Below are 11,633 nucleotides of genomic sequence, written 5' to 3'. Positions count from 1 at the left end.
GGACCACCGCACCCATACGCGCCCCATCGTATGTTCGATGGCGCCGTTTCGCTCCGGATCACGGCAGCGCTCCCGGCGGCCCGCCTGACCGTGCCCGATAGTGGGCACCAGCAGCAGCACAGGAACGCGGCGACGAGAAGGAGGCCCGCAGATGACGCGCCCGGTCACGGCAGGGGTGGACGGTACCGAGGAGAGTCTGGCCGCGCTGGAGTGGGCGGCGCGGGAGGCCGTGCGCCGGCGGCTGCCGCTGCGGGTGGTGCACGCCTGGCGGTACGCGGACTCGCTCGCCGCGGCTGACCGCACCACCCAGCACGGGTGGGTGTCGGACGGGGTGGCGCAGGCGGTACGTGCCGTCACCGAGCACCATCCGGAGCCGGCGGTGAGCGTCGACGTGGTCGAGGGCGCCGCCCCGGAGGTGCTGGCCCGGGCGGGCGCCGACGCGGAGCTGCTGGTGCTGGGATCGCGCGGGCACGGACCGGTCGTCGGGTTCCTGCTGGGCTCGGTCGGGCAGCAGGTGATCGCCGAGGCGACGCGGCCGGTGGTCCTGGTGCGGGCCGGCGACCGGGCGGCGGCGGAGGCGGCCGGCCGGCCCGTCGTGGTCGGCCAGCACGGCGGCCCCGAGGACAGCGCGGAGACGCTGCGGTTCGCCTTCGAGACGGCCGCCGCCCGGGGCGCCACCGTCCGTGCCGTCCGCGCCTGGACCCTGCCGCCCGTCTTCGCCTACAGCCCCGGCTCGCTCCAGCTGCTGGACGACGCGGGCGGCCTGGAGCCGTACGAGAGGACGGCGCTCGCCGAGGCGCTCAAGCCCTGGCAGGAGCGGTTCCCGCAGGTGCCGGTCGCCGAGCACATCGAGATGGGCAGTGCGGGTCAGGTGCTGCTGTCGGAGGCGGCCGGGGCCCAGCTGGTGGTCGTCGGCCGCCGCGCCCACCGCACGGCCGTCGGCGGCCGCATCGGCTCGGTCGCCCACGGGGTGCTGCACCACGCGGACTGCCCGGTGGCCGTGGTCCCGCACGAGTGAGCCGGCCGGAGCCCGGCGGCCGCTACTCGGGTGCGGTCGGTTCCAGCGGGGAGCGGGCCTTCGGCAGGACGTTCTCGATGTAGTCCGCGACGGCGGTGTCGAGGCCTATGTCGTGCTGGGCGCGCTCGGACAGATACCAGCGGTGTTCCAGGAGTTCGTGGTAGATCTGCGCCGGGTCCATCGCCCCGCGCGCCTCGGCCGGCACCGCCCGTACGGTGGGCCGGAACACCTCCCGCACCCAGCGGTGGGCGAGGACTTCCGGGCGGGCGGTATGGGGGTCCCCCCTGCTCGAGCGAAGCCGAGAGCTTGGGGGAGGATCGCCGGGCGCGTGGTCGTCCTGGGTGGCCATCCAGCTCTCCAGGTCGTTGAGCAGCCGACGCGCCTGGTTCTCCTCGGCGTCCAGTCCGGTCAGCCGCAGCAGCTGGCGCTGGTGGTGCCCGGCGTCGACGACCTTGGGCACGAAGGTGACGCTGTCGCCGGTGGAGGAGTGCTCGATCTGCATCTCGGCCACGTCGAAGCCGAGGTCGTTCAGCCGGCGTATCCGGCGTTCTATGTAGTGGTACTTGCCCGCCGGGTACACCGAGGTGCGGGTCAGCTCCTGCCAGAGCCCGCCGTAGCGGGTGCAGATCTCGTGGCCGAACTCGACCGGGTCGACCGACGGGTGCAGCGCGCCGGACGCCTCCAGGTCCAGCAGCTCGCCGCTGATGTTCACCCGGGCCAGGTCGAGGTCGTACTCCCGCTGCCCGGGGCTCAGCCGCGGGTGCAGATCGCCGGTCTCGGCGTCCACCAGGTAGGCGGCGTAGGCGCCCGCGTCGCGCCGGAACAGTGTGTTGGACAGCGAGCAGTCGCCCCAGGCGAACCCGGCCAGATGCAGCCGGACCAGCAGCACGGCCAGGGCGTCCATCAGGCGGTGCATGGTCGCCGGGCGCATGGTCGTCTCGAACATCGACCGGTACGGCAGCGAGCCGCGCAGATGCCGGGTGACCAGCACGGGCTCCAGCGCAGCGCCGGAGCGGTCGGTGCGGCCGGTGATCACGGCGAGCGGGTCGACGGCGGGGATGCCGAGCCGGTCGAGGTCGCGCAGCAGCTCGTACTCGCGCAGCGCGGGCCGCTCGGCCAGCTCCTTGACGGCGATCACCTCGTCCCCGGCGTGCGCGTACCGCACGACGTGCCGGGAGATGCCGCGGGGGAGCGGCACGAGGTACTCCTCGGGCCACTCCTCCAGTGGCACGTCCCAGGGCAGGGCGAGCAGCAGCGCGGGGTGCTCCGGGTTCGTGGCACTGATCTGCAAGGCCATGGCACGAACCCTAAGGCCTTGCCGGACCTGTCCGTCAGCCGGTGGGCAGGCCGATCCGGTCGCGTTCCAGAACGGCGCGGAGCTCCGCAAGGACCTGTACGGCGGCCGGTCCGGAGGGGCCGCCGAGGATGCCCGCGGTCAGCTCGGCCAGCGCCTCGGTGAAGGTCGCCTCCGCCGCCTCGACGAGTCGCAGGCCGTCATCGGTCAGGTCCAGCAGCGATGAGCGACGATCCGCGGGATTGGTTCGCCGTACGACCCATCCGTTCTTCTCCTGGCGGTCGATGCCCTTGCTGGTCGCACCGATCCCGATGGCGAACGCGGCGGCGAGGTCCGCCACCCGGGACCCAGGGTGGTCACGCAGGAAGCGCAGGAACTCGAACTGCGAGGTGACGATCCCGTGCCGCTCGCGCAGCCGGTCGTTCAGCGCGTTGTAGAGGCGCGTCTCACAGCGCACGAGGTCGTCGAAGAAGCCCGGGAGGTCCATCCGGCCACCGCTTGACTTAGATGCCATGGCATATATCTTAGTTCATATGCCCAGGCATATAGTTCCTGGGCATCCACTTGCCAGGGAGGCGGCCATGAGCAGGCAACAGCGCGCGGAGATCGACGCGAGGGTCCGGCAGCCCGGGCCCGAGGGTCCTCGGTCGGTGGAGGGGCTCCGTGCCGGGTTCAGGGCGATGATGGCCGAAATGATCGTCCCGGCCGGCATCCGCACCCGGAGTGCGACGCTCGGCGACCGGCGTGCGGTGCTCGTCGAGCCGGCCGGCACTCCGAAGGCCGGGACAGTCCTCTACTTCCACGGCGGCTCCTACGTGGTCGGTTCACCGGAGACGGCGATGTCGCTGACGGGGAACCTGGTGACCAGGACAGGAATCAGGGCATTCTCGCTGGACTACCGGCTTGCCCCCGAGCACCCGTTCCCGGCCGCGATCGAGGACGGGCTGAGCGCCTACCGCGCCCTTCTCGACAGCGGCGAAGACCCTTCGACGATCGCGTTCGCCGGAGACTCCGCCGGTGGCGGCCTCACGGTCACCGTCTGCCTCGCTGCTCGCGAAGCGGGCCTGCCCATGCCCGCCGCGATCGTGGCGTTCTCCCCGGGCCTCGACATGACCCGGACGGGCGGGAGCATGGACAGCAAGGCGGGCGTCGATCCGTTCTTCACGCGGGAGGGCATGGAACACACCGGGGCCATGTACCTTGCGGGACAGGACCCGCACCAGCCCCTGCTCAGCCCCGCCGTCTGCGCCGACCTGACCGGGTTCCCCCCGATGCTCCTCCAGGCGGGCACCAACGAAATGCTCCTGGACGACTCCACCCGCATGGCCACGCGCGCGAGGGAAGCCGGAGTGGACGTCATCCTGGACGTCACCGCCGACGTTCCCCATGTCTTCCAGGCGTTCGCCGGCGTCCTGGACGAAGCCGACGAGGCACTGGAGCGCGCCGCTCTCTTCCTCCGCCAGCACATCCGCACCAAGGGCACGGCGCCCACGCCGGCAAGCTGAAGACGTGACCCCGAGGGCCGGAAAGGCCCTAGGCGGCCCGCTCCCGGGCCTGTTCGGCGGCGGCCCGTACCGAGCCCCGGTGCAGCGGCCCGTGGCCGGGCAGCAGGGCGTCGCCCTCGAGCGCGCCGATCAGCTCCAGGGAGGCGATCGCCCGGGCGCGCTCGTGGTGGAAGAAGTCCGGCAGCAGCTGCGGGCCCTTGAGCCGGGAGGTCGCGTGCCCGCTGACCAGGGCATCACCCGAGATCACGATGCCCGCCTCGGGCAGGTGGTAGACGCAGTGGCCGTCGGTGTGCCCTGGGGTGTGCACGGGCACCGGCCGGCCCGGCAGATCGAGCGGGCCCTCGCCGGGGAACGGCTGGGGCTCGATGACGGGGTTGTGCTGGGTGCCGCCCACCTGGATCACATGCCGTGCCCAGGAGACCACCCCGGGCCGCCAGGCATTGCGCACCAGCTCGCCGATGGTGACCTGCTGAAGGAAGTCCCGGCGGGCGTGCGGCACTTCGGCCGGGTGCAGATAGACCGGGGTGTGGTGGGCCGTGCGCAGATACTCGGCCGAGCCCAGATGGTCGTTGTGCGCGTGGGTGATCAGCACCGCGGCCACCGCCTCCGGTGCGCTGCCCACCGCGGCGAGGGACTGGAGGAGCCCCTCGCGGTCCCCGGGGTAGCCGGTGTCCACCAGCGTGACGGCGTCGCCGTCCTTGAGGATGACCCAGTTGGTGTGGTGGCCGTGCACCAGATAGGTGTGGTCGGCGACTTGGTGTACGTCGGCGGTCATAGTCTCCCCGGCACCCGAATGTGATCGTCGGGGGACAGCCAACCAGATGCGCCGGTCCGCCACCAGGCCGCCCGGGGTCAGCGCACGCCCTGCGGGCGGAACTGGATGCTGATGCGCGGTCCGGTGGCCCGGGCGGTCTTCGGGATGCAGTGCTCCCAGGTCCGCTGGCAGGAGCCGCCCATGACGATGAGGTCGCCGTGCCCGAGCGGCCGCCGTACCGTCGGGCCGCCCCCGCCGGCCGGGCGGAGCAGCAGGTCCCGGGGCGCGCCCACGGAGAGGATCGCGACCATGGTGTCCTCGCGGGCGCCCCGCCCGATCCGGTCCCCGTGCCAGGCCACGCTGTCCCGGCCGTCCCGGTAGAAGCAGAGCCCGGCGGTGGCGAACGGCTCGCCCAGCTCCTCGGCGTAGGACCGGGACAGGGCGTCGCGCGCCTCGGCCAGGACGGGGTGGGGGAGCGGGTCGTCCGCCCCGTAGAACGCCAGCAGCCGCGGTACGGCGACCACGTTGTCGTACATCTTCCGCTGCTCCGCCCGCCAGGGCACCTCCGCCGCGAGCGTCTCGAACAGGGCGTCGGCCCCGCTCAGCCAGCCCGGCAGGACGTCGATCCAGGCGCCGGCACCCAGCTCGGTGCGGCGCAGCCCGGTGAGCGGGCCGAGCCGCAGCTCGTCGGTCTGGTCGAACAGGGAGCCCTGGAGGTGCGTGGCCATAGGCCCAGCGTACTCCGTAATCGAAAATGTGTTCCAAGGGAATTTCCGTGTCTGCGTCCGTGCGCTTTCGATACATCGATGTATCCGATACATTCACGTATCCCATGTGGAAGGCGGTGCAGATGACGGCCGAGGAGACGGCCCCGCGGGTCACCCGGCGGCGGGCCCGGACGCGCGCCCAGCTGCTCGACGCCGCCTTCACGGTGTTCGCCGCCAAGGGCTTCGGACGGGTCTCCATCGAGGAGATCTGCGACGCCGCCGGCTACAGCAGGGGCGCCTTCTACTCGAACTTCGCCACCCTCGACGAGCTGTTCTTCGCCCTCTACCAGGAGCGCGCCGACCTCATCGCGGCCCAGGTCGCCGACGCGCTCGCCCAGGACGGCCCCGGCCTCGACGTGCCCACCGCCGTGGACCGGGTCACCGAGGTGCTGCTCCTCGACGTGGACTGGCTGCTCGTCAAGACCGACTTCCTGGTGCACGCGGCCCGCGACCCGGGCGTCGCCCAGGCCCTCCTGGACCACCGGGCCCGGCTGCGCCAGGCCGTCGCCGACCGGCTCTTCCGGTCCCGGGGCCACACCGAACTGCCCGCCGTGCTCGGCGACGCGGACGGCGCCGCGCACGCCGTGGTCGCCGCGTACGACGGCGTCACCGTCCAGCTTCTGCTGGACCGGGACGTCGAGGCCGCGCGGGCCTGGCTGAAGCAACTGCTCACCGCACTTCTCACCGACGGCAGCAGCTCCCCATCGAGGATCTGAGGAAGGACACAGTCGCCATGGACGCGGACGTCATCGTCGTCGGAGCGGGCCTCGCCGGCCTGGTCGCGGCGCACGAACTCACCAGCCGGGGCCGCCGGGTGGCCCTGGTCGACCAGGAGAACGCCGCCAACCTCGGCGGCCAGGCGTTCTGGTCCTTCGGCGGGCTCTTCCTCGTGGACTCCCCGGAACAGCGCCGCCTCGGCATCAAGGACTCCTTCGCACTCGCCTGGAACGACTGGCAGGGCAGCGCCCAGTTCGACCGGCAGGACGACGAGGACTCCTGGGCGGTCCGCTGGGCCCGCTCCTACGTCGAGTTCGCGGCCGGGGAGAAGCGCTCCTGGCTCCAGGGCCACGGCATCGAGCTGCTGCCCACCGTCGGCTGGGCCGAGCGCGGCGACCTCCGGGCGAACGGCCACGGCAACTCCGTGCCGCGCTTCCACGTCGCCTGGGGCACCGGCACCGGGGTGGTCGCGCCCTTCGTCCGCTACGCCAAGCAGGCCGAACGCGACGGGCTGCTCACCTTCCACCACCGCCACCAGGTGGACGAGCTGGTCATCCAGGACGGGACGGCCCGCGGGGTGCGCGGCACCGTCCTCGCCGCCGACGACGCACCGCGCGGCGTCGCCTCCAGCCGCGAGCGGATCGGCGACTTCGAACTCACCGCCCAGGCCGTGGTCGTCACCACCGGCGGGATCGGCGCCAACCACGACATCGTCCGCCGCTACTGGCCCGAGCGGCTCGGCACCCCGCCCGCCGAGATGGTCACCGGGGTGCCCGCCTATGTCGACGGGCGGATGCTGGACATCAGCGCCGGGGCCGGCGTCCGGCTGGTCAACCGGGACCGCATGTGGCACTACACCGAGGGCTTGCAGAACTGGGACCCGGTCTGGCCCGGCCACGGCATCCGCATCCTGCCCGGCCCCTCCTCCGTCTGGCTGGACGCCCTCGGCCGCCGGCTGCCCGACCCCTGCCTGCCCGGCTACGACACCCTGAACACCCTCAAGTACCTGCGCACCACCGAGGACATCGCCGGGTACGACCACTCCTGGTTCATCCTCACCCGGAAGATCATCGAGAAGGAGTTCGCCCTCTCCGGCTCCGAGCAGAACCCCGACATCACCGCCAAGGACCGCAAGGCCGTCCTGCGCGACCGGCTGCTCGGCAAGGGCGCCCCCGGGCCCGTGCAGGCCTTCCTCGACCATGGCGCGGACTTCGTCACCGCGGGCAACCTGGAACAGCTCGTGCAGAAGATGAACGGGCTGACCGGCAAGGCGCTGCTCGACGCCGCCGAGGTGCGCCGCCAGATCGAGGCCCGCGACTTGCAGATCGCCAACCCCTTCAGCAAGGACTCCCAGGTCCAGGGCATCCGCAACGCCCGCCGCTACATCGGCGACCGGCTCGGCCGGGTCGCCGCCCCGCACCGCCTGCTGGACCCGGCCGCCGGCCCTCTCATCGGCGTCCGGATGCACGTGCTGACCCGCAAGACCCTCGGCGGCATCCAGACCGACCTCGACTCCCGCGCCCTCGGAACCGACGGCACGCCGATCGAGGGCCTGTACGCGGCGGGCGAGGTGGCCGGGTTCGGCGGCGGCGGTGTGCACGGCTACAACGCGCTGGAGGGCACCTTCCTCGGCGGCTGCCTGTTCTCCGGGCGGGCGGCCGGCCGACACGCGGCCCGGCACACGGGCTGACCTCGGCCGCCCAGCAACTCCAGCAGTACCTGCGCGTGGCTCCGCTCCGGCGTCCTGGACGCCGTCAGCAGGGTCACGCGCCCCGCGCGGGCCGACGCGCGCAGGCCGTCCGGAAGCCCGGCGGCCTCGGGAGCGGCCGGCTCCGCCTCGTACCGGACCCGGAACCCGTCGTACAAGCCGCCGCCGCGGAACCACCGTAGACTCGGCGTACGCGCACGCTCAGGGAGCGGCCCCTCTCGGGTCGCCGACGGTGCCGCGAGCGTACGGCGGCGGCCCTCGGCCATCCGGCCACGCCCCGACGCGAGTTGGCCGGAACCCGGCGGATCAGGGCCCCTCTGCGCCTACTCTGGATCATCCGCCTCCCCGCTGACAGGAGCGCCCGTGACGCCGCCCAGCAGACCGCACCGCCGCCGTACCGCGGTGCTCGCCACCCTGCCCCTCGCCCTCGCCGCGCTCGTCGGCACCGCCGTACCCGCGTCGGCCGGCACGATCGGCGCGGCAGGCGCCGGCGACCCGTACTTCCCGCTGAGCGGCAACGGCGGCTACCACGTCGGGCACTACGGTCTGACGCTCCGTTACGACACCGCCGGCCGGCGGCTGGACGGCACCGCCGTCCTCAGCGCCCGCGCCACCCAGCCGCTCACCCGGTTCGACCTGGACCTCGCGGGCCTGACGGTCACCGGTGTCACCGTCGGCCGCACCGCCGCCCGCTACACCCGCAGCGGCCAGGAACTCGTCGTCACCCCGGCCCACCCGCTCCGCGCGGGCCAGGAGTTCGAGGTCACCGTCGCCTACCACGGCACCCCGAAGCCGGTCACCGACCCCGACGGCTCCGCGGACGGCTGGATCGCCACCGACGACGGCGCGTTCGTCGCGGGCGAGCCGCAGGGCGCGATGACCTGGTTCCCGGCGAACAGCCATCCCCGGGACAAGTCGTCGTACGACTTCACCCTCACCGTGCCCAAGGGCCGCACCGCCGTCGCCAACGGCGTCCTGAGGGGGACGCACACCGACCACGGCTGGACCACCTTCCGCTGGCGCGAGAGCCGGCCCATGGCCGCCTACCTCGCCACCGCCACCGTCGGAAAGTTCCAGGTCGAGCGGTACACCACCCGCGACGGCATCCAGGTGTACAACGCCGTCGACCCCCGGGAGGCGCGCGCCGCCGCTCCCGTGCTGAAGAAGCTGCCCTCCGTGCTGGCCTGGGAGAGCAAGCTCTTCGGGCCGTACCCGTACCGCGCCGCCGGCTCGATCGTCGACCACGCCCCGAACGTGGGCTACGCCCTGGAGACCCAGACCCGGCCGCTCTACGACTCCGCGCCCGACATCAGCACCCTCGTGCACGAGAGCGCCCACCAGTGGTTCGGCGACTCCGTCTCGCTGACCGCCTGGAAGGACATCTGGCTCAACGAGGGCTTCGCCACCTACGCCGAGTGGCTCTACGCCGAGCAGCACGGCGGCGACAGCGCCCAGAAGACCTTCGACGCCCTGTACGCCCGCCCCGCGGGCAACGCGCTGTGGGCCTACCCGCCCGGCGACCCCGGCAGCGGCGCGCACATCTTCGGCACCCCCGTCTACGCCCGGGGCGCCATGGCCCTGCACGAGCTGCGCAAGGCCGTCGGTGACCGGGACTTCTTCCGCATCCTGCGTGCCTGGGCCGCCGCACACCGGGACGGACACGGCACCACCGCGCAGTTCGTCCGGCTCGCCGAGAAGACGTCGGGGAAGCCGGTGGCAGGACTGCTGCACACCTGGCTGTACGACAAGGGGAAGCCGGCCGGCGCCTGAGTCCCCCCGGTGTCGCACCCCGGCCCGGCGGCTCCGGTTCCCGGACCGCCCCCGGGGTACTCCGACCGACCGGGGGACGCAAGCGGTGGGGGCGGTGCCGAGGAAGAGGTCATGCCATGAGTCCAGCGGATGACCTGCCGGTCGTGTCCACGCTCGCCGACATGGCCGGCCTGGTGCAGCGGCAGCGCGGCCTGTACGTGCGCTGGTCCACCGGGCCCGGCCCCGACCTCGACCGGGTCTCCAGCCTGGACGCGCTCACCGGCATACCCCTCCCCGGACTGTCCGCGAACCCGCTCGACGTCGAGGACTGGTGGGCGGGCCGCTCGGTGGAGCTGTGGGTGGCCCGCCGCCTGTACGACTACGCACACCTGCCGCACGAGAAGGGCCCCGGCGTCCGGCCCTGGGTGCTCAGGGGCCGGGAGACCGGCCGGGGTCCCGACAACGAGCCGCTGGTGGCCGATGTCGAGCCGGTGTGCTGGATCGCCGACCGGGTGATCCACGCGGCCCGCGCCGAGGTCGCCCGGCAGGAGCGGCACTGGGGGACCCTGCGCCGCAGCGGCCGCTGAGCCGGCCGGGGTGCCGCGCCCGGTGCGGGCGGAGCGTGCCGGGGATCAGCCCGAGCGCGGCCGGGACGAGGCCCGGCGGCGCAGCGCGCGCCGCTCCAGCTCGGTCTTCCCGCCCCAGACGCCGATGCCCTGACCGGTGTCCAGAGCCCAGTCCAGGCACTGCTCCCGGACCGGGCATCGCACGCACACCTCCTTGGCCCGCTGGATCTGTACCTGCGCGGGCCCGGTGGTGCCGACGGGGAAGAAGAGGTCGGGGTCCTCGTGACGGCACGCGGCATGGTCGCGCCAGTTGTCCATCGAAGTCTCCTGCTCGGAATCGAAGTCGTCCGTGCCTGTCGATTGAGTGCTGCCGATTCGGGTGACCGGTCGGGGCGGGGTGAAACGACGCGACCGGAGGGAAATCGGAGGACGACCGTCTGCGGGTCACGGCGCACGCGGTCCCGTGGTGGGCCGTACGCGCTCAACTGGGCAGGGCGGAAGGGCCTTTGGGGCACCGCGGCGAGCCCGCCCGGGCGGGCACCCGGCGGCGAGCCGGGGTGCCGGCCGCTCCGCCGTCGCGGACCACCGTACTCCGCTTCCGGCCGGCCGGCGCCGCCCCGGAAGCGCAGAGGTCAACGGCGCAGCGCCCGCACCGCGGTGGCGGTCACCGCTTCGGCCAGGGCGGCCAGCGCGGGGGAGTCGAGCTTCCACTGCTGCCAGTAGAGCGCGCAGTCCACCCACTCGCCGGCCGCGACGAGCGCCAACCGCCCCTCGGCCAGCAGCGGTCGGGCCTGGTCCTCGGGGACCAGGCCCCAGCCGAGCCCCGCGGCCACCGCGTCGACAAACCCCTCCGAGGTGGGCACATAGTGCCGGAACGGACCGGCGGGCGCATGGCCCAGCCGCCGGAGGAACACGTCCTGGAAGTCGTCCTTGCGGTCGAAGAAGACGACCGGCGCCCGGGGCAGCACCTCGGGCAGCGACCCGTCCGACAGGTGCGCGGCGACGAACTCCGGTGCCGCCACCGGCAGATAGCGCATCCGGCCGAGCGGACGGACCGTGCAGCCCGGCACCGGATCGGCCGCGGAGGTCACCGCCGCCATCACCAGGCCCTCGCGCAGCAGGGCCGCGGTGTGGTCCTCGTCCTCCCGGTGCAGCTCGAAGCAGAGCCCCGGTACCCGGGACAGCGCCGGCAGGAACCAGGTCGCCAGCGAGTCCGCGTTCACCGCCACCGACACCCGCGTCGGCTCCCCGGCGCCGCTCAGCCCCAGCTCGCCCCAGGCGTCCCGCTCCAGCCGGGCGAGCTGCCGGGCGAACCGCACCAGCACCGCGCCGGACTCGGTGGGCCGCACCGGCTTGGTGCGCTGGAGCAGCACCCGGCCGGTCCGCTGCTCCAGCGCCTTGATCCGCTGGCTCACCGCCGACGGCGTCACATGCAGGACCGCGGCCGCCGCGTCGAAGGTGCCCTCGTCCACCACGGCGAGCAGCGTCCGCACCTGCTCCACGGGAAGGTCGGTCATCACATCGGCTAAGGGTACGTAAGAATCTTTAGCTGTAC

Annotated in this window: 13 protein-coding genes; 6 read left to right on the top strand and 7 right to left on the bottom strand. The window is 73.2% G+C overall.

Annotated features, from left to right (window positions below):
• Positions 1-151: 151 nt before the first annotated feature.
• The gene (locus ACZ5CZ_RS20695; protein ID WP_385841038.1) at positions 152-1,018 is read left to right on the top strand and encodes a universal stress protein; all 867 of its coding nucleotides are present in this window, start codon (positions 152-154) and stop codon (positions 1,016-1,018) included.
• A 22-nt stretch (positions 1,019-1,040) separates the two neighbouring features.
• Here the strand turns inward: ACZ5CZ_RS20695 and ACZ5CZ_RS20690 are convergent, their stop codons facing one another.
• Both ACZ5CZ_RS20690 and ACZ5CZ_RS20685 read right to left on the bottom strand, forming a co-directional pair.
• Entirely contained in the window at positions 1,041-2,315 is a 1,275-nt protein-coding gene (locus tag ACZ5CZ_RS20690) for a DUF4032 domain-containing protein (RefSeq protein WP_385841037.1), read from the bottom strand.
• A gap of 34 nt (positions 2,316-2,349) precedes the next feature.
• A complete protein-coding gene (locus tag ACZ5CZ_RS20685; RefSeq protein WP_385841035.1) occupies positions 2,350-2,826 on the bottom strand; it encodes a MarR family winged helix-turn-helix transcriptional regulator in 477 nt (158 codons plus the stop codon).
• Positions 2,827-2,893: 67 nt separating this feature from the next.
• Between ACZ5CZ_RS20685 and ACZ5CZ_RS20680 the strand changes: the two genes are divergently transcribed.
• Positions 2,894-3,817, top strand: coding sequence for an alpha/beta hydrolase (locus ACZ5CZ_RS20680; protein WP_468944707.1), 924 nt, complete (start codon positions 2,894-2,896; stop codon positions 3,815-3,817).
• 28 nt (positions 3,818-3,845) lie between these two features.
• On the opposite strand, the gene ACZ5CZ_RS20675 is transcribed toward ACZ5CZ_RS20680, so the two are convergent.
• The gene (locus ACZ5CZ_RS20675) at positions 3,846-4,592 is read right to left on the bottom strand and encodes an MBL fold metallo-hydrolase (protein WP_468944705.1); all 747 of its coding nucleotides are present in this window, start codon (positions 4,590-4,592) and stop codon (positions 3,846-3,848) included.
• A gap of 77 nt (positions 4,593-4,669) precedes the next feature.
• On the bottom strand, positions 4,670-5,299 hold the full coding sequence (locus tag ACZ5CZ_RS20670; protein ID WP_468944703.1) for an alpha-ketoglutarate-dependent dioxygenase AlkB family protein: 630 nt from the start codon (positions 5,297-5,299) through the stop codon (positions 4,670-4,672).
• A gap of 122 nt (positions 5,300-5,421) precedes the next feature.
• Here ACZ5CZ_RS20670 and ACZ5CZ_RS20665 point away from each other — a divergent pair, with 122 nt between their 5' ends.
• A complete protein-coding gene (locus ACZ5CZ_RS20665) occupies positions 5,422-6,054 on the top strand; it encodes a TetR/AcrR family transcriptional regulator (RefSeq protein ID WP_385841345.1) in 633 nt (210 codons plus the stop codon).
• Positions 6,055-6,071: 17 nt separating this feature from the next.
• Positions 6,072-7,745, top strand: a complete 1,674-nt coding sequence (locus tag ACZ5CZ_RS20660) for an FAD-binding dehydrogenase (protein WP_385841031.1) — start codon at positions 6,072-6,074, stop codon at positions 7,743-7,745.
• Here ACZ5CZ_RS20660 and ACZ5CZ_RS20655 read toward each other — a convergent pair.
• Positions 7,658-8,029 carry a DUF488 family protein gene (locus ACZ5CZ_RS20655; RefSeq protein ID WP_468944699.1) on the bottom strand — a complete coding sequence of 124 codons (372 nt, stop codon included), beginning with the start codon at positions 8,027-8,029 and terminating at the stop codon, positions 7,658-7,660. The two genes, ACZ5CZ_RS20660 and ACZ5CZ_RS20655, sit on opposite strands and share 88 nt — an antisense overlap.
• A gap of 97 nt (positions 8,030-8,126) precedes the next feature.
• Here ACZ5CZ_RS20655 and ACZ5CZ_RS20650 point away from each other — a divergent pair, with 97 nt between their 5' ends.
• Entirely contained in the window at positions 8,127-9,533 is a 1,407-nt protein-coding gene (locus tag ACZ5CZ_RS20650) for a M1 family metallopeptidase (RefSeq protein WP_468944696.1), read from the top strand.
• Between the two features lie 116 nt (positions 9,534-9,649).
• Positions 9,650-10,099 carry a DUF6098 family protein gene (locus ACZ5CZ_RS20645; protein ID WP_468944693.1) on the top strand — a complete coding sequence of 150 codons (450 nt, stop codon included), beginning with the start codon at positions 9,650-9,652 and terminating at the stop codon, positions 10,097-10,099.
• 45 nt (positions 10,100-10,144) lie between these two features.
• Here the strand turns inward: ACZ5CZ_RS20645 and ACZ5CZ_RS20640 are convergent, their stop codons facing one another.
• A complete protein-coding gene (locus tag ACZ5CZ_RS20640) occupies positions 10,145-10,396 on the bottom strand; it encodes a WhiB family transcriptional regulator (RefSeq protein ID WP_385841026.1) in 252 nt (83 codons plus the stop codon).
• A 314-nt stretch (positions 10,397-10,710) separates the two neighbouring features.
• Positions 10,711-11,595, bottom strand: a complete 885-nt coding sequence (locus tag ACZ5CZ_RS20635) for a LysR family transcriptional regulator ArgP (RefSeq protein ID WP_468944691.1) — start codon at positions 11,593-11,595, stop codon at positions 10,711-10,713.
• Positions 11,596-11,633 lie beyond the last annotated feature (38 nt).

Source organism: Streptomyces sp. NPDC031418, from assembly GCF_055581605.1.
This window is presented reverse-complemented; position numbering and strand designations above follow the sequence as displayed.